Origin of the sequence: Streptomyces sp. NPDC101181 (assembly GCF_044767975.1) — a bacterium.
In the GTDB taxonomy this organism is placed as follows: Bacteria; Actinomycetota; Actinomycetes; order Streptomycetales; family Streptomycetaceae; genus Streptomyces.
Window position 1 is genome coordinate 35,060 of the sequence record NZ_JBIWOX010000005.1, and the last position, 23,646, is coordinate 58,705.

At 72.1% G+C, this 23,646-nt stretch carries 23 protein-coding genes and 1 pseudogene; 9 read left to right on the forward strand and 15 right to left on the reverse strand.

The window, feature by feature from the left end:
- Positions 1 to 83 precede the first annotated feature (83 nt).
- The 3 genes and pseudogenes from ACIRRU_RS10105 (at position 84) to ACIRRU_RS10115 (ending at position 1,388) form a co-directional block, all read left to right on the forward strand.
- Positions 84 to 922, forward strand: a pseudogene (locus ACIRRU_RS10105) (DUF5753 domain-containing protein).
- Positions 919 to 1,125: a DUF397 domain-containing protein gene (locus ACIRRU_RS10110; protein ID WP_403678427.1), complete on the forward strand. Its 207-nt coding sequence runs from the start codon at positions 919 to 921 to the stop codon at positions 1,123 to 1,125. The pseudogene ACIRRU_RS10105 and the gene ACIRRU_RS10110 overlap by 4 nt, the downstream one beginning before the upstream one ends.
- Before the next feature lie 47 nt (positions 1,126 to 1,172).
- Entirely contained in the window at positions 1,173 to 1,388 is a 216-nt protein-coding gene (locus ACIRRU_RS10115) for a DUF397 domain-containing protein (RefSeq protein ID WP_403678429.1), read from the forward strand.
- Between the two features lie 133 nt (positions 1,389 to 1,521).
- Here the strand turns inward: ACIRRU_RS10115 and ACIRRU_RS10120 are convergent, their stop codons facing one another.
- The gene (locus ACIRRU_RS10120; protein WP_403678431.1) at positions 1,522 to 2,223 is read right to left on the reverse strand and encodes a TetR/AcrR family transcriptional regulator; all 702 of its coding nucleotides are present in this window, start codon (positions 2,221 to 2,223) and stop codon (positions 1,522 to 1,524) included.
- 97 nt (positions 2,224 to 2,320) lie between these two features.
- On the opposite strand from ACIRRU_RS10120, the gene ACIRRU_RS10125 reads away from it, so the two are divergent.
- Positions 2,321 to 3,286, forward strand: coding sequence for an NAD(P)-dependent alcohol dehydrogenase (locus ACIRRU_RS10125; RefSeq protein WP_403678432.1), 966 nt, complete (start codon positions 2,321 to 2,323; stop codon positions 3,284 to 3,286).
- Between the two features lie 654 nt (positions 3,287 to 3,940).
- Entirely contained in the window at positions 3,941 to 4,303 is a 363-nt protein-coding gene (locus ACIRRU_RS10130) for a hypothetical protein (RefSeq protein WP_403678434.1), read from the forward strand.
- 358 nt (positions 4,304 to 4,661) lie between these two features.
- On the opposite strand, the gene ACIRRU_RS10135 is transcribed toward ACIRRU_RS10130, so the two are convergent.
- Together ACIRRU_RS10135 and ACIRRU_RS10140 are read right to left on the reverse strand one after the other, a co-directional pair.
- Positions 4,662 to 5,282 carry a DUF1707 domain-containing protein gene (locus ACIRRU_RS10135; protein ID WP_403678436.1) on the reverse strand — a complete coding sequence of 207 codons (621 nt, stop codon included), beginning with the start codon at positions 5,280 to 5,282 and terminating at the stop codon, positions 4,662 to 4,664.
- A 96-nt stretch (positions 5,283 to 5,378) separates the two neighbouring features.
- Positions 5,379 to 6,149, reverse strand: a complete 771-nt coding sequence (locus ACIRRU_RS10140) for an SDR family NAD(P)-dependent oxidoreductase (RefSeq protein ID WP_403678437.1) — start codon at positions 6,147 to 6,149, stop codon at positions 5,379 to 5,381.
- 90 nt (positions 6,150 to 6,239) lie between these two features.
- Between ACIRRU_RS10140 and ACIRRU_RS10145 the strand changes: the two genes are divergently transcribed.
- Positions 6,240 to 6,890, forward strand: coding sequence for a TetR/AcrR family transcriptional regulator (locus ACIRRU_RS10145; protein WP_403678439.1), 651 nt, complete (start codon positions 6,240 to 6,242; stop codon positions 6,888 to 6,890).
- Between the two features lie 54 nt (positions 6,891 to 6,944).
- Here the strand turns inward: ACIRRU_RS10145 and ACIRRU_RS10150 are convergent, their stop codons facing one another.
- The 3 genes from ACIRRU_RS10150 to ACIRRU_RS10160 form a co-directional block, all read right to left on the reverse strand.
- Positions 6,945 to 7,859 (reverse strand): alpha/beta hydrolase, encoded by a 915-nt coding sequence (locus ACIRRU_RS10150; RefSeq protein ID WP_403678441.1) that lies wholly within the window; start codon positions 7,857 to 7,859, stop codon positions 6,945 to 6,947.
- Positions 7,860 to 8,014: 155 nt separating this feature from the next.
- Positions 8,015 to 8,536, reverse strand: a complete 522-nt coding sequence (locus tag ACIRRU_RS10155; RefSeq protein ID WP_403678442.1) for an SRPBCC family protein — start codon at positions 8,534 to 8,536, stop codon at positions 8,015 to 8,017.
- A 69-nt stretch (positions 8,537 to 8,605) separates the two neighbouring features.
- Complete coding sequence (locus ACIRRU_RS10160) at positions 8,606 to 9,493, reverse strand: helix-turn-helix transcriptional regulator (RefSeq protein ID WP_403678444.1); 888 nt, start codon at positions 9,491 to 9,493, stop codon at positions 8,606 to 8,608.
- A 408-nt stretch (positions 9,494 to 9,901) separates the two neighbouring features.
- Between ACIRRU_RS10160 and ACIRRU_RS10165 the strand changes: the two genes are divergently transcribed.
- Complete coding sequence (locus ACIRRU_RS10165) at positions 9,902 to 10,678, forward strand: D-Ala-D-Ala carboxypeptidase family metallohydrolase (protein ID WP_403678445.1); 777 nt, start codon at positions 9,902 to 9,904, stop codon at positions 10,676 to 10,678.
- Between the two features lie 106 nt (positions 10,679 to 10,784).
- Here the strand turns inward: ACIRRU_RS10165 and ACIRRU_RS10170 are convergent, their stop codons facing one another.
- Together ACIRRU_RS10170 and ACIRRU_RS10175 are read right to left on the reverse strand one after the other, a co-directional pair.
- Positions 10,785 to 11,792: a YdcF family protein gene (locus tag ACIRRU_RS10170; protein ID WP_403678447.1), complete on the reverse strand. Its 1,008-nt coding sequence runs from the start codon at positions 11,790 to 11,792 to the stop codon at positions 10,785 to 10,787.
- Positions 11,793 to 11,898: 106 nt separating this feature from the next.
- Entirely contained in the window at positions 11,899 to 12,351 is a 453-nt protein-coding gene (locus ACIRRU_RS10175) for a hypothetical protein (RefSeq protein WP_403678448.1), read from the reverse strand.
- A 144-nt stretch (positions 12,352 to 12,495) separates the two neighbouring features.
- Between ACIRRU_RS10175 and ACIRRU_RS10180 the strand changes: the two genes are divergently transcribed.
- Positions 12,496 to 13,584 (forward strand): TY-Chap domain-containing protein, encoded by a 1,089-nt coding sequence (locus ACIRRU_RS10180; RefSeq protein WP_403678450.1) that lies wholly within the window; start codon positions 12,496 to 12,498, stop codon positions 13,582 to 13,584.
- A gap of 215 nt (positions 13,585 to 13,799) precedes the next feature.
- Positions 13,800 to 14,828, forward strand: coding sequence for a glycoside hydrolase family 6 protein (locus ACIRRU_RS10185; protein ID WP_403678452.1), 1,029 nt, complete (start codon positions 13,800 to 13,802; stop codon positions 14,826 to 14,828).
- A 56-nt stretch (positions 14,829 to 14,884) separates the two neighbouring features.
- On the opposite strand, the gene ACIRRU_RS10190 is transcribed toward ACIRRU_RS10185, so the two are convergent.
- From ACIRRU_RS10190 to ACIRRU_RS10220, 7 genes are all read right to left on the reverse strand, one after another.
- On the reverse strand, positions 14,885 to 16,393 hold the full coding sequence (locus ACIRRU_RS10190) for a DUF6056 family protein (RefSeq protein WP_403678454.1): 1,509 nt from the start codon (positions 16,391 to 16,393) through the stop codon (positions 14,885 to 14,887).
- 6 nt (positions 16,394 to 16,399) lie between these two features.
- Complete coding sequence (locus tag ACIRRU_RS10195) at positions 16,400 to 18,112, reverse strand: glycosyltransferase (protein WP_403678456.1); 1,713 nt, start codon at positions 18,110 to 18,112, stop codon at positions 16,400 to 16,402.
- A gap of 263 nt (positions 18,113 to 18,375) precedes the next feature.
- Positions 18,376 to 20,943, reverse strand: a complete 2,568-nt coding sequence (locus tag ACIRRU_RS10200) for a SpoIIE family protein phosphatase (RefSeq protein WP_403678734.1) — start codon at positions 20,941 to 20,943, stop codon at positions 18,376 to 18,378.
- Positions 20,944 to 21,157: 214 nt separating this feature from the next.
- Positions 21,158 to 21,664: an ATP-binding protein gene (locus ACIRRU_RS10205; RefSeq protein WP_403678457.1), complete on the reverse strand. Its 507-nt coding sequence runs from the start codon at positions 21,662 to 21,664 to the stop codon at positions 21,158 to 21,160.
- A gap of 120 nt (positions 21,665 to 21,784) precedes the next feature.
- Positions 21,785 to 22,186 carry an NUDIX domain-containing protein gene (locus tag ACIRRU_RS10210; protein WP_403678736.1) on the reverse strand — a complete coding sequence of 134 codons (402 nt, stop codon included), beginning with the start codon at positions 22,184 to 22,186 and terminating at the stop codon, positions 21,785 to 21,787.
- Positions 22,187 to 22,313: 127 nt separating this feature from the next.
- Positions 22,314 to 22,514: an SPOR domain-containing protein gene (locus tag ACIRRU_RS10215; RefSeq protein ID WP_363204974.1), complete on the reverse strand. Its 201-nt coding sequence runs from the start codon at positions 22,512 to 22,514 to the stop codon at positions 22,314 to 22,316.
- A 233-nt stretch (positions 22,515 to 22,747) separates the two neighbouring features.
- Positions 22,748 to 23,500: a GntR family transcriptional regulator gene (locus ACIRRU_RS10220; protein ID WP_363204975.1), complete on the reverse strand. Its 753-nt coding sequence runs from the start codon at positions 23,498 to 23,500 to the stop codon at positions 22,748 to 22,750.
- Positions 23,501 to 23,646: the final 146 nt, after the last annotated feature.

The window sequence follows — 23,646 nt, forward strand, 5'->3', positions numbered from 1 at the left end:
TCTCTGTAGCCGAACGACTACCGGGGCGACTCAGCGTGGCCTAGCGTGGGACCTTCTTCAACGTTTCGACCTTGGGGGATACGTTGGTCAACCGTAAGGAAACGAACCCTGACGGGGGCCGGAAGCGGCCTTCGGCGCCCGCCTGCGCAGGGAGCGTGAGGCGCGCGGCTGGAAGCAGGACGACCTCGGCGGGCGCATCGGCTACACCGGGCGGCACGTTTCCGGCGTGGAATTGTGCCACAAGTCCCCAACTCGCAAGTTCTCGATCGCCGTTGACGTGGCGATGGGCTATACGGACAGCGTTGATTCGTTCGAGCGCGAGTGGCGCAAGATCAAGCACGGGGTGCTGTTGCAGGGCTTCCCGGAGTACGTGTCGCTGGAGGGGCGGGCGGCGGAGATCCGGCTGTTCGAGTCGGGGCTCGTTCCTGGGCCGCTCCAGACGCGTGAGTACGCCCAGGCGTTGGTCGACAGCGCGGTCAACCGAGGCGTCATCACGCCGGAGCAGGCAGAGCAACGGATCTCGTTGCTCCTGGATCGTCAAGCCGCGTTGAACCGTCCGACACCGCCCATGCTGATCGCGGTTCTGGACGAGAGCTGCATCCGGCGGCCCATCGGAGGACCTGCCGTCATGGACGCCCAGTTGCAGTACCTGATCGAATTCGCCGGGCAGTCCAACACCATGTTGCAGATTGCTCCTTTCAGCATCGGCGAACGTCGGCCCTTCGATCGGCTGGTCAACCTCCTGACTCTCCCCGACCGGTCATTGGTGTCATATGTCGAGTCGCAAACACAGGGGTATCTGGACCGTGAACTCAGCTCTGTCCTCCCGCTGGTGAGGGCCTACCATCAGATGCAGGCCGAGTCTCTGTCGCAGTCAGAGACTGTGGACGTGATCCACCAGCTTCGAAGGGGAACCCCGTGACGACCGAATCCGCGACCCAGCAGTGGGTCAAATCCTCCCACAGCAACAACGGCGGGTCCTGCGTCGAGTGGGCCCCCGCCACCGCGTCCACCACCGGCACCGTCCCCGTACGCGACTCCAAGAACCCCGACGGCCCGGTCCTCACCCTCCCCGCCCCCGCGTTCAGCGCGTTCATCACGGGTATCACCTCGGGCGAGCTGTAACAGCGACCGCAGCCACGACCGGACAGCGACGAAGGGGCGGCCCACCGATGGCAACCGATTATCCGACCCAGCAGTGGGTCAAGTCCTCCTACAGCGGCAACGGCGGGTCCTGCGTCGAGTGGGCCCCCGCCACCGCATCCACCACCGGCACCGTCCCCGTACGCGACTCCAAGAACCCCGACGGACCGGTCCTCACCCTCCCCGCCACCGCGTTCAGCGCCTTCGTCGCGGGCGTCCGGGCCGGGGAACTCGGGGCCGCCTGACCGGGACCGATCACCCGCGCGCCGCCGACGACCCGGCGCGCGGTAACGGCACGCGAAGACCCCCGGGCGCGGGGAGAGGGACCTGACACCCCTTCCCCGCGCCTGGGGGTCTTCGTCGCGAACGGGCCGCCTCTCAGCGCGTCCGGCCGCGGCGGTCGCCGGGTCTCCCCCGTCGGCCTTCGGCCGCGATCGGGAGGCTGCGTAGCGCCAGCGGGGCCGGTGGGGGCAGCGGCCCGTTGGCTGGGGCGGGGGCGGCGCGGAACGACTGGAGCAGGTAGGCGACCAAGCGGCGGGAGGCCGCGTCGTCGTCGGGCAGGGCGGTCGCCAGTCCGCAGTGGGCCAGCATGACCACGGCCAGGTCGGAGGGGTGGAAGTCGGCCCTCAGGCCGCCCGCCGCCTGGGCTCGGCGTACCAGGGTGGCGAAGTCGCGCTCGGCCTGCTGCCGGGACCGGGCGTGCTCGGACGTGGTCTCCGGGAAGGCCGCGACGAAGGCGGCCGGGAAGCCGCGTTCCTGCTGTTGCAGCGCGCAGACCGTCACGATCAGTTCCTGGAAGCCCTGCCAGGGGTCCGGTGCCTCCAGCGCGTCGGCGAGGGCCTGCGCGCAGGTCTCCATCTGCTGGGCGAACGCGCCCCGTACCAGCGCCTCCCGGGTCGGGAAGTGCCGGTACAGCGTCGCGACGCCGACTCCGGCCCGGCGGGCGACGGTCGCCATCGGGGCGTCGATGCCGTGGTCCGCGAAGACCGCGCGGGCGGCGGCGAGCACGCGCTCGCGGTTACGGCGGGCGTCGGCCCGCAACCCGTCCTGAGCCGTGATCCGAGAGGATTCCACCCTCACTCCCTCTCGCTTCGACGCTAAACGGACGATTGCGTCCGTTTAGCAGCCTACCGTCGGTCCCCTTCCCTGTACGACTCCCGGCGAGTGAGGCGGAACCATGGACGACCGCACGATGAAGGCTGTGCTGTACGACCGTTACGGCGGCCCCGAAGTGCTGTACCCGGGGCGGGTGCCCGTCCCCTCGCCCAAAGCGGGCGAGGTGCTGGTGAAGGTGCACGCGTTCAGCGTCAACGGCGGTGAGGCGATCGCCCGTTCGGGCCGCATCCGGCTCCTGACCGGCCGCAGGTTTCCCCGACGGGTCGGCCTGGACTTCGCCGGAGAGGTCGCCGCTCCCGGCGCCGGGGTCACCGGATACGACCCGGGCGACCGCGTGTGGGGCGTGCTCGGCCGCACCTCCGGTTTCGGCAGCGCCGCCGAGTACGTGGCCGTGCCGGCCGAGCGGGTCGGGCACGTACCCGAGGGACTGGACCTGGTGGAGGCCGCCGCGCTGCCGGTGGCCACCACCGCCGTCACCGCGCTGCGGGACAAGGCCCGGCTGCGTCCCGGCGAACGGCTCCTGGTGCGGGGGGCGGCGGGCGGTGTCGGCAGCGCGGCCGTGCAGCTCGGACGCGCCTACGGCGCCGAGGTCACGGCCCTGGCCCGGACGGCCAACCTCGACTTCGTCCGGGGGCTCGGCGCGCACCAGGTCGTGGACCAGCGGGCCACGCGGCCGACGGACCTGGGGCGCTTCGATGTCGTCCTGGACTGCGTGGGAACCGAACAGCGGGCCTTCCGCGGCCTGCTGACGCCCGGCGGACGCATGGTCGCCATCGCCTTCGACGCGAAGCGGCCCGCGGCGTCGCTCGGCTACATCGCCGCCAGCGCCGTCCACCGGCGTGGCCGGGTCCGTTTCTTCAGCGGCAACCCCCTGCGGGCGGACCTCGACGAGCTGGCCCGGCACGTGACCGAGGGGACGCTGCGCCCCGCCGTCGACACCGTCTTCCCGCTGGAGGAGACCGCGGCGGCCCACCGGGCGCTGGAGGCGGGCGGGGTCCGGGGCAAGTACGTGGTCCGGGTCGTGTAGTCGTGTAGTCGTGTAGTCGTGTAGGAGACCGCGGATCTGCCGACGGCACGCGTCGGCTGCAATCGGCCGCACGGTGCGCCTCTCGGGTGCGCGGTGCGCCTCGGGGCGCAGGGAACCACGAAACCGGCGATCGCCTGACTGTCGAGGTTCGCATAACATCCCGGCTCATTCACGCCATGTTTTCGGCTAGAAGGCAGGTTGGCCCACTTCCCCGTCGATCATAGATTTCAGTCAATCCCACGGGCAAAATCTGCCCGTGGCACGGGGGGTAAAGTGAAAACCACTGCGAAAATCGCCGGAATAATAGCTTCCGGCGCACTCTGCCTCACACTTCTCCCGGCCGGCGCCGCCGCCGGCCCGGCGACGCGGAAGTGCTCGCCGCGCTCAAGCGCCTGGCAGATGGCGCCTGGAGCAACGCGGACGCCGAACTGATCGGCTCCATCCCTGAGCTCGCGGCCGTCACCGAGGACCCGAGGGTCGCTCCCGAGGTCGACACCCGCGAGCTGGAATTCGAGTTCAATGACCTGGGGAAACCGGTCATGCCGAACGGCGAGGAAGTTCCGCGGGAAACCCTCGACCAGTTCGCCCCGTCACCGACGGCCGACGCCTCACCGCACGACGCCGTCACCACACCGACGGAGGACGAAAGGGGGCATGGCGACCCGGGCGAGCGGAAAGTGGAAGGACACCCACGTCACGCACACCCACCGCAGCTATACCGGCGGAACCATCTACAAGTACCGCCACTACGCCCGCTTGAACTATTCGGGCGGAAAGGTGCGCGCGTGGGGGAATCGCTGGGACGACGTGACCAACATTTCCGCCGGGATCAAGGTCGGTGGCCGCACCGTCAACCAGAAGAGCGGTGTCCCCGCTTCCTCGGCGACTTCCTACATGAAACGAGGACTCGACCACTGCGTTATCAACTTCGGCTGCCACACCACGACCTACCCCTGGGTCAAGACGAAGGTCCGCGGCAATGGCAAGACAGGTTTCAGCAGCGGTGTGTCAGGGTGATGGGTGACCGCGACAGCTGAATCGGGAGCATGAAATGGCGTCTTTGGTGTGGAAGTTGGCTTTGGTCCTCGTATGTTCCGCAGCCGTTCTTATGGCATTCGGTTCACGCTTCACCGTGCTTGAGCTTTCCGTCTGGTTCGTCCTCAGCGTCGCGGCAGCCGTATGGGTGGTCCGTTCCCACCTGAAGCGGCGCCAGACGCACATGTCCTGATCCGAGCCCCGCGCGCCCGCATCCTGGTGGACCCAGGGTGCGGGCGTGCGGGTGCGCGGGCGGGGTGACGCGCGATGATCACCCGGTGCGCCTGCCACGGGTTACGGGCGAGTCAGGCCCGCCGGGCCGGAAGCGACCGGGCCCTTCCTAGTCCCGCCTCGGGTTCTTCGCCAGCTTGCGCCGCTCCCGGTCGTCGGGGTGGCGGATGACCACTCCTCCCGAGCCGCCGGACCCGGTCAGCCGGATCAGCGGGGTGCCCGGGAGCCGGTCGGACGTGGTGCCGTCCCGCAGGCCGCCCGTGCCGGGGTCCATCCCGCCGGTGTCCGCGGCCCAGCCGTCGGGGATGACGATCGTGACCCCGGACGTCTCCCCGTACGCCTCCACCTCGACCTCCGCGAGGCGGCACTCGACCCGGCTGAAGTCGATCTTCACTCCCCCGACGCCGCCGTGAGCGGTCACCTTCCGGGGGACGTCCCAGCGCCCGGGGCCCCGGGACGCCCCGAAGACGCCGCCCTTGAGCACCAGCGGCGGATGTTCCCCGGCGGGCTCCGGACTCGGCAGGTCGGCGGTCAGGGCGGCCAGCTCCCCTTGGGTCCTGGACGTCAGCGCCTGCTCCAGGCGCGTGTCCAGCTCGTCGGGGTCGATGCGCCCCTCGACCGCCGCGTCACGCAGCCGCTCCACCACCGCTTCGCGGTCGTCGTGGGAGGCGCGGATACCGGACGACGGCGAGGCGGGACGCGGGGAGGGGTCGGGAGGCTGGATGCTCATGGCCGAAAGGATAAACAGCCTGCGCGCCGGGCGGGTTGGGGCCGGATCCCGCGCACCACCCGCCCGGGACCTTTCGCGCCTGCTCCCCGGTCCGCCTCAGATCTGGTTCTCGCCGCCGTCGACGTACAGGTTCGCGCCCAGCATGAAGCTGCTGTCCGACGACGCCAGGAAGGCCACCGCCCCGGCGATCTCCTCCGGGCGGCCCATCCGGCCGATCGCCACGCCGGAGCCGAGCTGCGCCTTGAACGCGTCCGACTTCTCGGGGCCGACGAGTTCCTCGATACCGTTGGTGTCGACCGGTCCGGGCGAGATCGCGTTGACGCGGATGCCCCGGCCGACCAGCTCGTTGGCCCAGGTTCGCGCGAACGACCGGACGGCGGCCTTGGACGCCGCGTACGCGCCGAAGGCATGGATGCCCCGCTCGGCGGTGGTGGAGGCGTTGAGGATGACCGACGCCCCCTCGTTGAGGAGCGGCAGCGCCTTCTGCACGGTCAGGAACGTGCCCCGGACGTTGACGTCGAAGATGCGGTCGAACTCCTCGTCGGCGGTCTCCTCCAGCGTCACGAACGAGGCCGTGCCCGCGTTGGCGAACAGCACGTCCAGGCCCTGTCCGCGCTCGCGCACCGCAGCGTAGAGCCGGTCCAGGTCGGCCGGGTCGGTGATGTCGCCGCGCACCGCGGTCACCGACGGACCGATGGCCTCGGCCGCCTCCTTCAGCTCGGCCTCGCGCCGCCCGGTGATGAAGACGTGCGCCCCCTCCGCCGCCAGCCGCGCGGCCGCAGCGCGGCCGATGCCGCGCGTCCCGCCGCCCGTGACGACGGCCGTCCTGCCGTCGAGCCTGCGTGTGCCGCCTTCGAATGCGCCCATGACAAAGCCCTCTCCCGCTTCTGTTCCGGTCGGTACAGAAAGAACCGTAGCACTTCTGTTCCGATCGGAACAGAAAGGTAGGATGGAGAGGTGGAGGCGACGAGCGGGTCCGGGCAGGGCGGGGCGGAGACAGCGGGCAGGGCAGGCGGCGCTCCGCTCGGCCGGCCGCGCGGGTTCGACGCCGACGAGGCGCTGGAACGGGCCATGGCCGTGTTCTGGGAGCACGGCTACGACGGGGTCAGCCTCACCGACCTGACGCGCGCCATGGGCATCACCAAGACCAGCATGTACGCGGCCTTCGGCAACAAGGAGGACCTGTTCCGCAAGGCTCTGGAGCGGTACGCCGAGGGGCCGGGGTCCTACACCGTCCGCGCCCCGCGCGAGGCCACCGCCCGCGGGGTGGCCGCCGTCTACCTCACCGGCTCCGTGGACGCCTCCACCCGGCCCGACCGCCCGGCGGGCTGCCTGGCCGTGCAGGGCCTGCTCGCGGCGGGCCACCTCGGAGAGGTCACCGACCAGGCACTCGACGGGTGGCGCGACGGCCACCAGGCCCACCTGCGCGACCGCTTCCGCCGGGCCGTGGACGAGGGCGATCTGCCGCCCGACGCCGACCCGGACACGCTGGCCCGCTATCTCATGACCCTCGCCAACGGCATCGCCGTCCAGGCGGCCGCCGGAGCGACCCGCGAGGAGCTGCGACGGGTCGCGGACGCCGCCCTCCGGAGCTGGCCGCCCGTCTGAGCCCCGTCCGGGACCTGGCCTGTCGTGAGCAGCCGGATGTCGAACGACAGGCTGCTACAGGTTGTTCATGTAGAAGGTGGTGAGCCGCTCGATCGCGGCGTCGACGTATTCGGGCTCGTCGTACATCTCGTAGTGGCCGGCCCCGTCGACCACCATCAGGTCGACGGGGTTGGGGGCCAGCTTCCACAGCCGCATGCCGGTGTCGTAGGAGCCCGTGTTGCCGATGCGTCCGGCGAGGATGACCTGGAGGGGCTGGGTCATGAGCTGGTCGGCGAGGTGGAACGCGTCGTAGCCCAGCAGGAGGGAGTCTCCGCGCGACAGCCGTCGGTTGGTGGATCGTTCGTGGGAGCCGCGCTCGGTGCGGTAATAGGTGATCGCCTGGGTGGTGTCGATGTCGGTCAGACCCGCCGCGGCGGCGTCCTGCAAGGTGTCGGGAAGCCAGTTCACCCGGTTCAGCTCGCCTGAGCGGGTCTCCTCGATGCGCTCCTCAGCGAGGGCATCGAGAGCGGCGGGCGGGCCGTCGAGCTGAAAGCCGCGGAATGAGGTGCCCATGTTGCCGGGCACGACCGTGCTGACCGCCTTGATGCGGTGGTCGGTGCGGGCGGTGTGTACGGCGTAACCGCCACCGGCACAGATTCCCAGGACACCGATGCGCTGCGGGTCGATGACGGGGTTCACGGTGAGTGCGTCGACGGCGTAGGAGATGTCTTCGCCCCTGCGGTAAGGGTCTTCGAGGTCGCGAGGTTCTCCACCGCTCCGGCCCTGGTGGGACGGGTCGAAGACGAGCGCCGCGATGCCGTGGGCCGCGAGGCGGGAGGCGTAGGTGGCACCGATCTGTTCCTTCACACTGCTGCCCGGGGTGGACAGCACGACGGCGCGCAGCGGCGCGCTGTCGTCGGTGCGGTCGGGCAGATGGAGGTCGGCGGCGAGTTCGATGGGGCCACGCGGGATGGTGAGGTGCTTGAGCATGGGTCGCGGCCCTTCCTGAGGTCGTTGCTCCGTGAACGTCCGATGACGTCAAGCCTACGGCGCGCGCCACGCCCCCCCAGGTGAGGATCTGGCGGAGCCTTGCTCGACTGCCGGTCAGCCCTCACACGGTCGGGGCGGGCGGTCCTGCGCACGGATCAGTCGCGTGCGCGTCCGGTGCTCTCGACGACGTGGACCATGGCGTCGAGCGCCACCTGCATGTAGCGGGCCCAGAGGGGGCGGAACGGGCCGGCGAGGATGAGTCGGCGGCCGGGCAGCGGCTTGAACTCATACGTCCAACGGATGGTGCACCCGGTGCCGTCGGGGCAGAAGGACCATTCGCCCCGGACCGCGGAGGCGAGTCGGCCGAGCACGTTGGTGTACTCGGTGAGCTCATAGGCGAAGCTCTGTCCGGCGACGTACTCGGTGAGGTGCTCCTTGGCCTGGGAGCCGTCGTCGAAGGTGGGCGTGCGCGAGGGGCCCGCGTGGTCCCAGGACTCGTTCTGGCCCCGGACCTCGGCGATGCCCGGGAACGGGAAGACGGGGTTGAAGACCGTGGTGAGGTCGATGGGAGCGATGATCTCGAACGCGCGGTCGGGGGTGGCGGTCGTACGGGCGAAGACGGTCACGGGAACTGTCTTGTCGGTACGGCTGATGATGGGGGCTGTCGTGGTGTTCATAAATCGAGTTTATGCAGCTCAGAGGGTGTGAACCAGTGCCCTGACCGACCGTAGGACCGCCAGTACCACTCACCGGTCCGACGTTGCGACGAGGGGAGCTGTCGGCCTCGGATCCGCCAGCCGGATCAGCTCCAGCTTCTCGGCGTCCGGGGTGCCGTTCGCCACCGAGTAGACGACGAGGCGAAGGTCCGCCCCGGGGACGTGCATGACGTCGCAGTCGAGGACGATCTCTCCGACGGCGGGATGGTCGATGGCCTTCGTGTCGCTCACATGAGGGGCGGCCGCTCCCGTGGACCACAGCCTCTCGAAAAGCTCGCTGCGGGCGCGCAGCTCCAGCACCAGGCCGGCGACGGCCGAGTCGTCGGGGTAGGTCGCCTCAGCGAGGCGAAGGTCCGCGACCAACGCACGGTGGAGCTCGGACCGCCCGGCAACCGACCGGACCGCGCGGAACGCGGGCACCTCGGACCAGTCGAGGAACACGGCGCGGACGAGGTTGCGCTGTGCGGCCGTGGCGCCCGAGGCGTCACCGTGAAGCGCACGCCATGCGGGGGTCCACGTCACGAGTTGCCAGTGCGCGGTGAACACGCCGACGGGGAACGGGTCGAGCCGGGAAACGAGTCGATGCACGCCCGGTGGCACGTGCTCGTTGATCATGCCGTCGGCAGGGGGCAGCAGGCTCGCCGAACGGAACAGGAGATCGCGCTCGCCCCGGTCGAGCAGGAGGGCGCGGGCCAGAGCGGACACGACGAGCGGTGAGGGATGGTCGGCGCGACTCTGCTCCAGCCGGATCAGGTAGTCGACCGAGATACCGGCCAGCTGAGCCAGTTCCTCCCCCCGCAAGCCCTGGACGCGCCGCCGGACGCCCGCGTCGATACCGACGTCCTCCGGCGAGAGCCGCTCCCGCCACGCTCGGATCAGGGTCCCGGCGTCGGTCGGTCGGCTGCTACGAGAGTTCATGTCGAGAAATCCTGTCAGAGGGCGGCCGAGTTCTTCGAAGGCCTCGAATTCACCGAGCCGAAGGAGGCGCCGCATCTTCGGACAACTGATACTCCGGGCCCCTCCCCCAGTCAAGCACGGGCTGAAGGAGCAGCTCAGGCGGGCGATCAGCGCCACGCAGGTCGCGGTGGCCCGTTCGATGACGCGGGAAGTTCAGCGCGCTCCCGCGGGGAGAGGAGAGGCCGTGACGGTCGGCATCGTTGTGGGACAGCATCGCCCCCGCGGCGCGAGGTACGCCGGAACGGTCCACGCGCGTCCCGCTGCGGATACGGGTCAACTCGTGGGCCGTGACGCCCACTTGACGCGAGCACGCCAAGTGTTCGAGGCTCGGTGTTCCTGACGACCGTACGACGGCAAAGGGGTTCAGCAATGAGATCACGGAGCATCGGATTCCTCCTCTCGGCAGCGGCGGGCGCGGCGCTCGCGTTCGGCGGCACCACCGCCTCCGCGGCCCCCTCCTCCGGCGCTTCCACCTCCGCGGCGGCCTCGGACGTCGGCGTGGCCGACGCCTGTTATACCTGGAGCGGCACGCTCCGGGAGGGCTCCAGCGGTGAAGCGGTGCGCCAGCTCCAGATCCGGGTGGCGGGCTATCCGGGCACCGGCAACCAGCTCTCCATCGACGGGGCGTACGGCCCGGCCACGAAGGCGGCCGTCCAGCGCTTCCAGTCGGCGTACGGCCTGGCGGCCGACGGGATCGCCGGAACGCAGACCTTCAACAAGATCTACCAGTTGCAGGACGACGACTGCACCCCCGTCAACTTCACCTACGCCGAGCTGAACCGCTGCAACTCCGACTGGTCCGGGGGCAAGGTCGGCGCCGCCACCGCGCGCGCCAACGCCCTGGTCACCATGTGGAAGCTCCAGGCCATGCGGCACGCCATGGGAGACCGGCCGATCACCGTCAACGGCGGTTTCCGCAGCGTGTCCTGCAACAGCGCCGTCGGCGGGGCCGCCAACAGCCGCCACATGTACGGGCACGCGGCGGACCTCGGAGCCGGGGCGCAGGGCTTCTGCGCCCTCGCGCAGGCCGCGCGCAACCACGGCTTCACCGAGATCCTCGGCCCCGGGTACCCGGGCCACAACGACCACACCCACGTCGCCGGGGGCAGCGGCCGCTTCTGGTCCGCGCCCAGCTGCGGCATCTGACGCCGTAGCGGGCTCATGACGTACGGGAGCCTCCGCTCGGCGGACCGGAGGCTCCCGTACTCGTACCGCACACGGCGTATCGCGCACCCCATATCGCGCGCCGGAGCTACCAGCCCATCCCCGCCACCACGGCCAGCACCGCCAGCAGCACGCACAGGACGGCGTTGACGATCCGGTTCTCCCAGAACACCGCGACGAACTCCCGGATCGTGGCGCTCGGCCAGAAGTAGGCGGCGGTCGGTGAGCCGATCACCTGGCCGCGTACGCCCTCCCGGCGGGCGGTCATCGCGGCGCGGAACGCGTGGAAGTTGTTCGTCACCACCACACAGACGTACCGCTCGTCGGCGGCCTCCATCAGGCCGCGGCTGAAGCGCATGTTCTCCGTCGTCGTCCGGGACCGGTCCTCCGCCAGGACCAGATCCGGGTCGGCGCCCTCGGCCTCCAGCCAGCGGGCCATCGCCTCGGCCTCCGGCAGCTTCTCGTCCGGGCCCTGGCCGCCGGAGACCAGCAGGACGGGCGCCGGCCCACCCCGGGCCACCTGCTCGCGCTGGACGCGGAGTCCCGAGCGCAGCCGCGAGGCGAGCAGCGGCGGCACACGCTCCCCGCCGATGAGACCCGAGCCCAGCATCACCACGAAGTCCACGTCGCCGCGCACCCGGATGCGGCCGTAGAGGAAGGCGTAGACGAGGAAGCAGAGGAAGAGGAACGCGATGTAGCCGGTGATCAGCACGACGGCCAGGATGAAGGAGCGGTACGCGTCCGAGCCGCCGAGGTAGTCGGCCGAGACCACCAGGGCCAGCACGGCGAAGATGGCCAGTCCGGCCAGGCCCGAGAGGAGGTTGGCGGGGCGGCGCCCCTCCTTGCGGATCATGGTGAGGCCGTTGACGACGAGGAACCCGCCGAGAACCACGACCGCGAGCACGGGGACCAGGAAGACCAGCGCGTAGACCAGCACGGCCAGGTTGTCCGGCAGCCGGTCCACCTGGGTCAGCAGGGCGAACGACAGGCTCAGCACGGTCAGTCCGAGCAGCACCGCGTTGCGGAACTGGCGGCGGTCCTGCCGTACGCCCCAGCAGAACCAGAGCAGGAAGACCGCTGTCGGTACGAATGCCATCGTGAAGGACCTCGGGGTGCGTCGGCCGCGCGGTCGCGGTTCGGGCGGGGACGGGAGCGGGAGCCCCCGGGGAGCGGGTCGGCCGGGGGGCCGGGGCGGGTCGCGGCTAGCGCGCGGGGTCGTGGTTGTCCCGGACCCAGTCGTCGTGCGTCTGCCAGGCGTACAGCGTGTCCTTCTCCAGCGAGACGTAGTAGGAGCCGCAGCGCCCCTGCGCGCCGTCCGTGACGCCCGAGGGGAACCAGGACGCGCTGATCTCGGGGGCCGGTGCCTTCCTGCCGTCGAGCGGTTCGCACCGGGCGGGGAGGCGGGCGTCGTGGAGGGTGGCCTTGAGGATGCGTTCGCCGCCGGTGGTCCGCATGGCGTACTCGACGGAGGCGGCGTCGTCCGGCAGCCAGCGGGGCACGGACGCGCGCTCCTCCTTGGCCTTCTTGCCCGTGGCGTACGAGGACGTCTGCTCGTGGCGCCCGTCGAACCACTCCTTGGCCTCCGGTACGGCCACCGCGCCCGCGACTCCGAGCACGACCACGGCTCCCACGACCCCTATCAACACGCCACGCATCTTCTCTCCTGTTCAACGATGAGCACGTCTCTCCTGCTCCCTTCCATTCTTGATCGGGAAGAAGGAGGAAACGTCAGACTATGGGGCATTTAGGGGTACGCCTCTGGTCGCACGAACCCGGGGGCAAGCCCTAGTGTCTGCCGGATGGAGAACCGGACGGAGAACGCGATTCCCTGGGGCGACTGGCTCGGCGCCGACGACTTCCGCCTCTTCGTGCGCGAGACCGCCCCGCTGCACCCGCGCTCGTGGAGCCTGCCGGAATTCGAGGACGCCACCTCGGCGCTGGGCTGGGAGCTGCGGGAGCCCCGGCAGGTCGGGAAGCAGGTCTGGCGACGGTTCGCCGCGCGCAAGGGGCCCCGGGCCGGTTACGGCACGGTGATCGGCGACGCCTCGGACCCCGGCCGGGTGCGCAAGCTGAACGTGCGCCTCATCGACCTGCCCGAGGAGGACATGGCCGTCGCGGTCGGCTGCGCCCGCGCCGCCTGGCGGGTCATGGAGGAGGAGGTGGGCGCGTCCGCGATGTGGGGCCACGACAGCGGGCCGTGGATGCTGTGGCGGCGCCCCGGCACGGGTCTCCTCGTCCACGCGCACGACGACGGGCAGCTCAGCCTCGACCTGCTGCCGCCCGGCGCGGACGCCGACGCCGCCGGGCTGGGCCACGCCCGGGGCCGGTGGCGGGCCGCCCCGTCACCGGCCACCCCGTCCCCGGCCGCCGGGTCCGGCGCGGCGAGCCCGTCCCGGGTGGCGCGCGACGGGTCCGGCGCGGCGGACCCGTCCGGCATCACGTGGGACGGGGTGGAGAAGCGCCTGGCGGAGACCCTGCGGTCCCTCGTCCACGGAGCCCCGTACCTCCCCGCCCGGTTCATCGGGCGGCTGGGGGCCGCGAGCGACCCCCGGCGCTTCGTCCAGTTCTGGAACCAGGACGGCGGGCTGGTCGTCGAGGCCAGCGGTCACCTGCACCGGCCGGAGGCGGCCGACCCCGCCCGGCTGACCGGGAGCGGCTGGGAGTTCTCCCGTCAGGTCTGGCAGCGCCGCTTCCCCGCGGACACGCAGGGCCGCGCGATCGCCGCCACCACCGCGACGGCCGCCCGGATGCTGGTCGAGGAGGTACGGCGGCTGGACGTCGAGCCGGCCGACCTCTCCTACGACGGGACCATGACCGGCCGCGGCCACCGCTTCCTGCTCGACCTGCCGGACCTGGGGCCGGTGCGGGTCCAGCACCCCGCGACCTGAACACACCGCCGGGTGGCGCGACGCCCGCGCGCGGGCGGGCCGTTGCCGGACTCATTGACAGCGTGGCGGCCCGCTGCCACCGTCTCGACTGACGGCGGCAGCCGCGGACCGGGCCCCACCGGTCCGCCGTACGTCCTCCCCCACCACCCCACGTCTCCCTCCCCCACAGCTCGGCCGCCGGACACTGGGAGCGCTCCCAAAGAAGGGCCGCACTCATGCCGCGTACCGGAAGCACCCGACGCACCAGACGCCTGGCGCGCGCTCTCGCCGCCTCGGCCTTCGCCTGTCTGCTCCTCCCGCTCACCTCGGGACAGCAGACCGCCGCCGCCACGACCACCGCTACCACCACCGCCGTTCAGGCCGACCCGATCGGCATGACCAGCGGTTTCTACACGGATCCGCACTCGACCCCGGCCGTCTGGGCCGCCGCGAACCCCGGCGACGGGCGCGCCGCCGCCATCCGGGACAACATCGCCTCCCGGCCGATGGCCCGCTGGTTCGGCGCGTGGAGCGGGGACATCGGGGCGGCGGTCGGCTCCTACGTGGGTGCGGCGGACGCCGCCGACAAGCTGCCCGTGCTGATCGCGTACAACATCCCCGGGCGCGACGCCTGCGGCGGGCACTCCGGCGGGGGCGCGGGCACCCCGGCGGCGTACCGCGCCTGGATCTCCGCGTTCGCCTCGGCGATCGGCCCGCGCCCCGCGCTCGTCGTCGTCGAGCCGGACTCGCTGGGCGACTTCAGCTGCCTGAGCCGGGCCCAGATCGACGAGCGCAACGGCATGATCAAGGACGCGCTGGCCCAGTTCCGCGACCGCGCGCCCCACACCTGGACCTATCTCGACGCGGGCAACCCCGCCTGGATCGGCGCGGCCACCATGGCCCAGCACCTCGACGGGGCGGGGGCCCGCCAGGCGCACGGCTTCTCGCTGAACATCTCGAACTACTACGGCACCGGCGAGAACACCGCCTACGGCAACGCGGTCAACGCTTCGCTGTCGGCGTCCTACGGCTACACCAAGCCGTACGTCATCGACACCAGCCGCAACGGCAACGGCTCCGACGGCGCGTGGTGCAACCCGGGCGGCCGCCGGACCGGGTCCGTCAGCCAGACCGGCGGCGGGGCCGAGATGCTGCTGTGGCTGAAGACGCCCGGGGAGTCCGACGGGAACTGCGGGGTCGGCGCGGGCTCGGCGGCCGGACAGTTCCTGCCGGAGGTCGCGTACAAGATGATCTACGGGTACTGAGCTCCGCGGCCGCCCGTGCCCGCGCGGTCCTCACCGATTGCGCGCCCCGTCCGTTCTCACCGGTTGCGCGCCCCGTCCGTGACGCGGTCCAGCCCGTAGTACTCCGCCACGCACCCGCCCGGCCAGTAGCGGCGGCCGCCCTGGCTGAACGGTTCCAGCGTGCCGCTGATGACCAGCCGCTCGTAGGGCAGGACCCGGCGGCCCGCCGCCGCGCCCTCCCGCAGGCGGCGGTCCTGGGCGTCCCACCGCACGGCCCGCGCGCCAAGGGCGCTGTCCAGGTTGAGCAGCGCGACCGCCGGGCCGACGCAGACCAGCACGCACAGCGCGGCGCACACGGCCTTCACCGGGGTGGTGCGCCGCGCCCGGCCGCGTACGGCGAGGCCCAGCAGCGCGCCCAGGCCGACGAGGAGGATCACGTACAGCAGCAGGTAGTCGTTCCACAGCCGGTTGGCGCTCGCGTCGCTCACCCGGTCCCGGAAGACCGGGTAGGCGATGACCGTGCAGAGATAGCCGGAGACCAGGAGCGTGAGGAGACCGGCGGCGGTCAGCAGCGGCCAGTGCGCGGGCGGCCGGGGGGCGGCGCCGTCCGTCCGGGCGCACAACAGGCCGAGCAGGACGCCCGCCGCGAGGGCGCCCACGTACTGCCAGGTGGTGACGGTGGTGACGGTGATCTCGGCGAATCCGCGCAGCGACGCGGCGAGCGAGTCGGAGGCGAACAGGGACGTGGTGCTCTCCGCCCCGAACCGGCTGCGCCGGTTGACCGAGCCGGGCGAGGTGACGAGCGCGAGCCCCCCGGCCACGGTCCCGGCGACGCCCGCCGCGCACCACAGCCGGACGAAGGCCCGCTCGGCGGCGGGGACGACACGGCCGCTCAGCAGCAGGGCCGCCAGCAGCACCATGACCACCACGATCGCCGTCTCCTCGGACAGCGTGGCGAGGAAGGCCGCCATCAGGAGCGCCACGGCCACGGCGAGGGCCCGGCCCCGGCGGGTGCGGGCCGCGAGCAGCGGGATCAGGGCCGCGCAGGCCAGGACGGGCGGCAGGGTGTGCGAGACGGAGGCGGCGGGCCAGTAGAACGTCTTGTACGTGTTCGGCGTGACGAACAGGAACAGCGCCGTGGTCAGGGCGGCGAGCAGCAGCGGCAGCCCGCGCGGGACCTCCAGCCGGGCCCGGCGCAGCGCCAGGACGGCCACCGCCCACAGCACCGCGAGCACCAGTACCCCGCTGACCAGGGGGAACCACTGGTGGCCCGCGACGGGGAACTTCGCGTACGCGCCGACCAGCAGCGCGTTGGCGAGGCGCCCGTTGTCGTCGACGTAGAACTTGTGGACGAGCCCGGCGATCCCGTCGTCCCGGACCACGGGCAGGAAGCACCAGTCGTCGGCGGTGGGCCGCACCCGGCGGCCGAACCAGGACGCCGCGGCGAGCAGGGCCAGCGGCGGCAGCGCGAGGGAGCTCACCCACAGCGCGGTCCACGGGCGGTCCGGGGCCCCCTCCGCCCGCCCCGCCGCCGGTGGACCCTCAGGCCGTTCCGGGGCGGTGGTTCCGGGAACGTGCTCGGGCATCGGGGTTCACCGGTCCTCGGTCGGGCGGGTGGACAGCGGGGGGCGCACCGGGCGCCCGGACAGCGTTCCGGCCGGGTTCTCCCGGCGCCCGGCGCGGGCCGGTCCGGAGACGGCGGCTCCGGCGGGTCCGACGGCTTGGGGGGCCTCGGCCGACTCGGCTGCCTGGGCTGCCTCGGCGGCTTTCGTCCGGCCGGAGGTGATCGCCCAGCGGGCCAGCAGGAAGGAGACCGGCGTGACGAGGACTCCGGCGGCCAGCGCGGCGAGGTTCTTGTCCATCCCGAGCCCGCTGACCGCGCCGTAGAGCAGCGCCCCGGACGCCACCAGGTTGACCAGGCTGGAGAGCGGATAGCGCAGGAAGGCGTGCCAGGTGGGCTTCGTCCGGCAGGTGACGTAGGAGTTGAGCAGGAACGAGCAGACGATGCTGACGGCGTAACCGATGACGTGAGCGGTCAGGTAGGGCGTCCAGCGGTTCAGCGTGACGTAGACGCTGAGGTAGACGGCGGTGTTGACGCAGCCGATGAGGACGAAGCTGACGAACTGACGCGCCGTACGGGCCCGGCCCGGGGCCTCGCCGGGCGGGGTCTGCCCGTCCGTGGCCCCGGCGCGTACGCCCGGTTCGGCCACGGCCTCGCCGCGTCCGGCCCGGTCGCCCCGAGCGCGGTCCGGGCCGCCCCGGTCCACCAGGACGGCCGCCCGGGAGCCATGGAGCACGCCGGGGCCGCCGGGGCCTTCCGGTCCGCCGGGGCCGCCCGTCAGCCGGAGCGGTTCGGCGCGCTCCGCCACGGTCCGGCAGGTCGCGTCGGTCTCCCGCACCACGTACGGCGGGCGGTGTTTCGCCTCGTGGTAGATGCGGCCCACGTACTCGCCGATGACGCCGAGCGTCACCAGCTGGATGCCGCTGAGCGCGACGACGGCGGTGAGCAGGGTGGCGTATCCGGGGGTCTCCACCCCGTACAGGACCACCCGCAGGACGGTCCACAGCGCGTAGGCCAGGGCCGAGACGAAGATCCAGAAGCCGGTGTAGATGGCGAGCCGCAGCGGGCGGTTGTTGAAGGAGAGGAGCCCGTCGATGCCGTAGTTGAGCAGCCGTCTGCCGCCCCACTTCGACTGTCCGGCGGCTCGCCGGCTGTTGCGGTAGCGGAAGCTGACCGTGTCGAAGCCGATCCAGGAGAAGATCCCCTTGGAGAAGCGGTTGCTCTCGGGCAGGGACAGGACGCTCTCCACCGCCCGCCGGGACAGCAGCCGGAAGTCCCCCGAGCCGTCGATGAGTTCGACGTCCATGCAGCGCCGGACCAGGGCGTAGTAGGTGTGGCTGAGCGTGCTGCGGACCAGGCCCTCGCCCGTCCGGTCGCGGCGCGGGATCACCTGGTCGTAGCCGTGCCGGTACAGCTCCAGCATGCGCGGGATCAGCTCGGGCGGGTGCTGGAGGTCGGCGTCCATGATCACCACGGCCGCCCCCCGGGACATCCGCAACCCGGCGAGCATGGCGGCCTCCTTGCCGAAGTTCCGGCTGAAGGCGGTGTAGTGGACGCGGGGGTCCCGGGCGGCGATGGCGTTCAGGAGCGGGCGGGTTTGGTCGCTGCTGCCGTCGTCCACGTAGCAGACCTCGAAGGCGTCGCCGAGCGGGTCCAGGACGGCGAGCAGGGCCGCGTGGAAGGCCTCGACCACCTCGGCCTCGTTGAAGCACGGTACGACGACCGACAGCTGAAGGCCTGCCACTCCCCACCTCCGGGCTTCCGGTCCCTGCGCCGCGTCCGCCCCATCTGACGACGGCGGGCGGCGTCCGTCCGCTCTCCCACGCGCGCGGGCCCCTCCTTCGCGGCGGCCTTTCATGCGAACAGCCGACGCGGCCGCGGGCGAGGGGACGGAGGGCCCGCCCAGGCCCGTTCCGCGGAACGGGCAGGTCGGCGCGAGGGCGCGCCGAGGCCACCGGAGCGCCGACGTGCCGGGCCGCTGGGCCGGGGCCGGAACCGAGGCGGGGGTCAGTACATGCTCAGCAGTTGCTCCACCGAGAGTTCCGCGGCCGGGGCCCCGTCCGGCAGGGCCAGTTCGAACCAGACGGTCTTGCCGCGCGGGGTGCGGCGCGAGCCCCAGGCGGCGCTGAGCAGACCGACGAGCTGGAGGCCGCGGCCGCCCTCGTCGGTGTCGCGGGCGCGGCGGCGGCGCGGCTGGACGAGACCGGCGTCCCACACCTCGCAGACCAGGGTGCGGTCGCGCAGCAGCCGCAGCCGGATCTCGCCCTCGCCGTAGCGCAGGGCGTTGGTGACCAGCTCGCTGACGAGGAGTTCGGTGGTGTCGACAAGGTCGTCGAGGTCCCAGGAGAGCAACTGGCCGCGGGCCAGCTCACGCGCCCGGCCGACCGACCGCGGTTCGCGCGGCAGCGTCCAGTCCCCGACCGCCTCGGCGGGCAGCCCCTGGATACGGGCCATCAGCAGGGCGATGTCGTCCTCGCCGTGCCGGGTGTTCAGGGTGGAGAGGACGAAGTCGCAGGCCTCCTCCAGCTCCATCTGCGGACCGGTGAGCACCGAGCGCAGCGCCTCCAGGCCCTCGTCCAGCGTCTGGTCCCGGGACTCGACAAGGCCGTCGGTGTAGAGGGTGAGCAGCGCGTTCTCGGCCAGCTCCACCTCGACCTCCTCGAACGGCTCGCCGCCCACCCCCAGCGGCATACCCGGGGGTACGTCGATGAGCCGGCCCGGCATCCCGGGCTCGACGACCGCCGGGGGGAGGTGCCCGGCGTTGGCGAAGGTGCAGCGCCGGGTGACCGGGTCGTAGACCGCGTACACGCAGGTCGCCAGGTAGACCTCGGAGAGGTCCGCCTCGCGGGACTTCTGCGCGGCGCGGGAGGGCCACTGGGCTCCCCCGCTGCCGCCGAGCCCCTCGCTGCGCTCGCCGCCGCTCGGGGAGCCGAGGCCGCGGGCGACCTCGTCCAGGGCGGAGAGCACCTCGGCGGGCTCCAGGTCCAGGAGGGCCAGCGTCCGTACGGCGGTGCGCAGTTCACCCATGGCGACGGCGGCGCGCAGACCGCGGCCCATCACGTCGCCGACGACCAGGGCGGTGCGGTGGCCGGGCAGCTCGATGACGTCGAACCAGTCGCCGCCGACCTCGGTGGCGGTGTTGCCGGGGAGGTAGCGGCAGGCGATGTCGAGCCCGGCGGCCTCGGGGTCGCCGGGGGGCAGCAGGCTGCGCTGGAGGATCAGGGCGCGTTCGTGCTCGCGGCGGTAGAGGCGGGCGTTGTCGATACAGACGGCGGCGCGGGCGGCCAGTTCGGTGGCGAGCGCCCGGTCCCGCTCGCCGAACGGCTCGCTGCCCTTCGTACGGGAGAACTGGACGAGCCCGACGACGGTGTCGTGGGCGACCATCGGCACGGCGAGCGTCGACTGCACGAAGCCCATCTCGTCGCCGGGCACGTCCTCGGCCCGGCCCGAGCGCAGGGCGGCGGCGCGCGGCGAGCCGAACGGGAAGCGGTGGACGGCGCCGAGCGCGGGCGGCACGTCGTCCGGGCCCGGGGTGCCGCCGCCCGCCACGGCGGTGGGCAGGGCGTCGGCGACGGCGCTGGCGTGGGCGACGCGGCGCAGTTCGGCGGAGCCGCCGCCGGTTTCGCGGTGCGGGGGCGCCCAGGAGCCGGGCGCGGCCTCCTCACCGGTGAGGAGCCCCTGGTAGAGGTCGACGGCGGCGAGGTCGCAGAAGCCGGGGACGGCGACGTCGAGCAGTTCGCGGGCGGTGGTCTCCAGGTCCAGCGAGTTGCCGATGCGGGCGCTGGCCTCGTTGAGCAGGGCGAGGTTGCGGCGGGCGCTGGCGGCCTCGCGGGCGGCGATGTGGCGGCGGGTGACGTCGGTGGCCAGGCCCGCGATGCCGACGGGGCGGCCCGCGCCGCTGTGCACCCGGTAGAGGTTCATCGACCAGTGGCGGCGCTCTCCGGTGCCGGGGGCGGCGCCGACGAGCTGGAGGTCGGTGACGGACTCGCCGGTCTCCAGGACGCGTTCGAGGGTGGCGGACAGCCGGTCGGCCTCGGGCCGGGGGAGATAGTCCGCGACCGTGCGGCCCCGGTGGTCCTCGGCGGCGCCGCCGAAGACGGTCGCGAAGCGCTGGTTGGCCCGTACGACGGTGAAGTCGGTGCCGAACAGCACGAAGCCGAAAGGAGATTGGCCGAATATGGCCTGCGAGGCGGCGAGGTCCGTCTCGATGCGGCGCAGGGCCCGCACGTCCACCACGATGCAGAGCGCGGCCTTCTCGCCCCGGCCGGTCAGACTCGGCATCACATAGACCTCGGCGAGGCCGTGCGCCCCGCCCTCGCCCGGCATACGGAACGGGACGAGGCCCGTCCACTCCTTGCCGTCGAGGATCTCGCCGACCCGCCGGTGACCCTCCGAGCGCAGCTCGGCGGGCATGAAGGCCTCCACCGGATCGCGGCCGATGGCCTCGTCCGCGGCCATGCCGAACAGACCCGCGGCCCGGCCGCTCCACTGCTCGATCAGACCGTCGGCGCCGATCGAGAAGGAGGCGACCCTGATGTAGTCGTAGATGGAGCCGGGCGGGCTGTTCTGCCACACGACGTCGCCCGACGCCGCGCCGACCTCACCCGTCGTCCCAGGTATTTCGCTCACGCGACCGTCCCCTCCAGCTCACACACCGGACCGGTCCTGCCCGCAGTATTCAGCACTACGGGCCTCACCGACACGGCGTTCACGATCACAGCAAGGTCTCAGTCCCTTTCAGCCAGGTTTCTCCTGACCTTCGGTGATCGCTGTGCGTCCCCTCAGTCTCCTAACCAGGGAGGGCCAGCTCGAACCACACCGTCTTGCCGCTCTTTCCCCGGCGGGTCCCCCACCGCCGTGCGGAACAGGCCACGAGCTGGAGTCCCCGGCCGCCCTCGTCCTCGGGCCCAGCCGTGCGTTCGGTGGGTGGCTCGGGGAACGGATCGGAGACTTCCACCAGGAGCGCCGGAGTGCCGGAGGGGGCGGTGGCGGTGCGGGGCGGACGGCCGCCGAGCCGGAGGTCGGTGGTGAAGTCGCCGGTCAGCTCGCCCCTCCCGGCGTCCGCGGGGTGCGGACGGAGCTGGACGAGGCGTACGCCGATGGGGCCGGAGGCGTAGCGCAGGGCGTTGGTCACCAGTTCGCTGACGAGCAGGACGGTCGTGTCGCCGACGGCGGTGTCGAGCCCCCAGTGGTCCAGGGCGTCCCGCACGGCGTGCCGGGCGCCGCGCACGGAGCCCGGTTCGGCCGGGAAGGTCCACTCGGCGCAGTCGCCTTCGGTATCGATCACGCCGATCACTTCCCAGGGACGACCACGGGCGCACCCCACAGAGAATTGGGGACTAATCAGCCCATACCCACCATCGGTTGGTTACTACCGCACAACCGGCTGTTTGGTGCAGACGGCCGAACACGCGGATCAGCTCAGCGCACCGGCCGCCCTGAGGTCGTCGAAGAGCAACTGGTCGACGGGGGGTACGAGCGCCCGGTCGGCGAAGGAGAACCACGCGACCTCCTCGATCTCGCTGCTCGGCGCGAGGGTGCCGCGGTAGTCGCCGTAATAGCAGCTCATCCGCACCACGGCGGCGTCGGGCCGGTCGTCGACAGGTGCCTCGTACGTGCCGGCGTGGACGACGGACTCCTCGATCAGGCCGACCGTCAGTTCCTCCTCGACCTCGCGCAGGAGGGTCTGCAGATCGCTCTCCGCCCCCTCGCGCTTGCCGCCCGGGATGTAGAAGACGTCCTTGCCCCGGGGGCGCGCGCAGAGGATCCGGCCCCCCTCGATCCGCACCCACGCCACCGTGTCGATCAGCACCGCCATGACTCCGCCCTCGTCTCGCACCCGGGCGGCTCCCGCGCCCCCGGCCGGGCGGGACCTTACCCTCCGGCGGCGGAGCCCCGCCGCGCGGCCAGGCGCGGGAGCAGGGGTCAGGGCCGGGTCGGGGGCGTCACGGCCGGGGGCCCTGCCCCACGCGCTCCACCCGGTAGACCTGGCGGTGGCGGCGGTCATGGAGGCCGTCGGCGACCTTCTGGGCCTCGGCCTGCGTGGCGTACCGGCCCACGCGGTAGCGGTTGCCGGTGTCGTCCTGCCGTATCACCTGCCAAGGGAGCGCGGCACCGCTCTCGTTCATCGTGTCGCTCCCCCGCATATCGCCCCTCTCCCCACCGGCGTGCACGTCTCTAAGGATCCCCGGGAAACCGCTGTACGCATATGCCCGAGCGTACGCCTGACCTTCACTCAGCGCAGGCGTCTTTGCACAAAGAGATACGCATCCGGCCAGATCGGGGCCACGGCGAAGGGGGCGCGTTCCGTGGAACGCGCCCCCTTGGTCTCCTCCGCCCCGCCCCGTCGGCCCCGGTCCGGGGCCGACGGGGCGTCAACTCACCGGACGGGCAGGTGGTACGCGACGCGATAGCGGTCCGCGGGCACCACGACATCGGCCGTCTCGACCGCCCGGCCCGAGGCGTAGTACGTGCGCCCGATGACGATGACCACATGGCCGGGCACCCCGCCCAGCGCCAGGAGCTCCTCCGCCAGCCCCGGGCGCGCGCCCACCTCCTCGGCGACGTTGTCCACGACGACGTCGATCGCGGCCATCCGGTCGACCACCCCGCAGCCGCCCAACGGGCCCTCCTCCGGGAGCATCACCGGGGTGCGCCCGGTGACGGCGAGCGGCTCCCAGGAGGTGGAGAGCATGATCGGTTCGCCCGCCTCCCGGAAGACGTAGTGCGTGCGCATGACCCGGTCGCCCGGCTCGATGCCCAGCCGCTCGGCGATCTCGGGGCTCGCCCCCTCCTGCTCGCTGCGGGACTCCCAGGTCCCGCGCGCCCCCTCGGCCGTCTGCTCCTGGCGGAAGGGGCTGGCCCCCCGGTCCGGCCGGTAGCCGGAGCGGGCGATCATGCGCGGGACGGGACGCTCGCGCACATACGTACCGGAGCCGGAACGCCCCTCGACCAGCCCCTCCGCCATCAGGACCTTCCGCGCCTCCAGGGCGACGGTGTCCGAGACGCCGTACTCCTCGCGGATGCGGGCCTGCGAGGGCAGACGCGTATGGGGCGGCAGCGCGCCGTTGACGATCTTCTCCCGCAGATCGCTCGCCACGCGCAGATAGGCGGGCTGCTCACCGAAAGCCACAGGCCACTCCCAACAGGTTGACAGTCTGCGACAGCCTGACAACCGTGGGTTGTGCCCCGCAAGCATAGGCCAGCGTTTCACTCAATGTGATGAAGCGGGAACGGCCGACGCATATCCCGGACCCAGGCACCAGGTCACTCCCGGAC

What these genes read in the sequence shown, in the direction of transcription:
- ACIRRU_RS10115 (WP_403678429.1), top strand. Translation starts at nt 1,173, where the DNA reads ATGGCAACCGATTATCCGACCCAGCAGTGGGTCAAGTCCTCCTACAGC.
- ACIRRU_RS10125 (WP_403678432.1), top strand. Translation starts at nt 2,321, where the DNA reads ATGGACGACCGCACGATGAAGGCTGTGCTGTACGACCGTTACGGCGGC.
- ACIRRU_RS10130 (WP_403678434.1), top strand. Translation starts at nt 3,941, where the DNA reads ATGGCGACCCGGGCGAGCGGAAAGTGGAAGGACACCCACGTCACGCAC.
- ACIRRU_RS10135 (WP_403678436.1), bottom strand. Translation starts at nt 5,282, where the DNA reads ATGAGCATCCAGCCTCCCGACCCCTCCCCGCGTCCCGCCTCGCCGTCG.
- ACIRRU_RS10140 (WP_403678437.1), bottom strand. Translation starts at nt 6,149, where the DNA reads ATGGGCGCATTCGAAGGCGGCACACGCAGGCTCGACGGCAGGACGGCC.
- ACIRRU_RS10150 (WP_403678441.1), bottom strand. Translation starts at nt 7,859, where the DNA reads ATGCTCAAGCACCTCACCATCCCGCGTGGCCCCATCGAACTCGCCGCC.
- ACIRRU_RS10155 (WP_403678442.1), bottom strand. Translation starts at nt 8,536, where the DNA reads ATGAACACCACGACAGCCCCCATCATCAGCCGTACCGACAAGACAGTT.
- ACIRRU_RS10160 (WP_403678444.1), bottom strand. Translation starts at nt 9,493, where the DNA reads ATGAACTCTCGTAGCAGCCGACCGACCGACGCCGGGACCCTGATCCGA.
- ACIRRU_RS10165 (WP_403678445.1), top strand. Translation starts at nt 9,902, where the DNA reads ATGAGATCACGGAGCATCGGATTCCTCCTCTCGGCAGCGGCGGGCGCG.
- ACIRRU_RS10170 (WP_403678447.1), bottom strand. Translation starts at nt 11,792, where the DNA reads ATGGCATTCGTACCGACAGCGGTCTTCCTGCTCTGGTTCTGCTGGGGC.
- ACIRRU_RS10175 (WP_403678448.1), bottom strand. Translation starts at nt 12,351, where the DNA reads ATGCGTGGCGTGTTGATAGGGGTCGTGGGAGCCGTGGTCGTGCTCGGA.
- ACIRRU_RS10180 (WP_403678450.1), top strand. Translation starts at nt 12,496, where the DNA reads ATGGAGAACCGGACGGAGAACGCGATTCCCTGGGGCGACTGGCTCGGC.
- ACIRRU_RS10185 (WP_403678452.1), top strand. Translation starts at nt 13,800, where the DNA reads ATGCCGCGTACCGGAAGCACCCGACGCACCAGACGCCTGGCGCGCGCT.
- ACIRRU_RS10190 (WP_403678454.1), bottom strand. Translation starts at nt 16,393, where the DNA reads ATGCCCGAGCACGTTCCCGGAACCACCGCCCCGGAACGGCCTGAGGGT.
- ACIRRU_RS10210 (WP_403678736.1), bottom strand. Translation starts at nt 22,186, where the DNA reads ATGGCGGTGCTGATCGACACGGTGGCGTGGGTGCGGATCGAGGGGGGC.
- ACIRRU_RS10215 (WP_363204974.1), bottom strand. Translation starts at nt 22,514, where the DNA reads ATGCGGGGGAGCGACACGATGAACGAGAGCGGTGCCGCGCTCCCTTGG.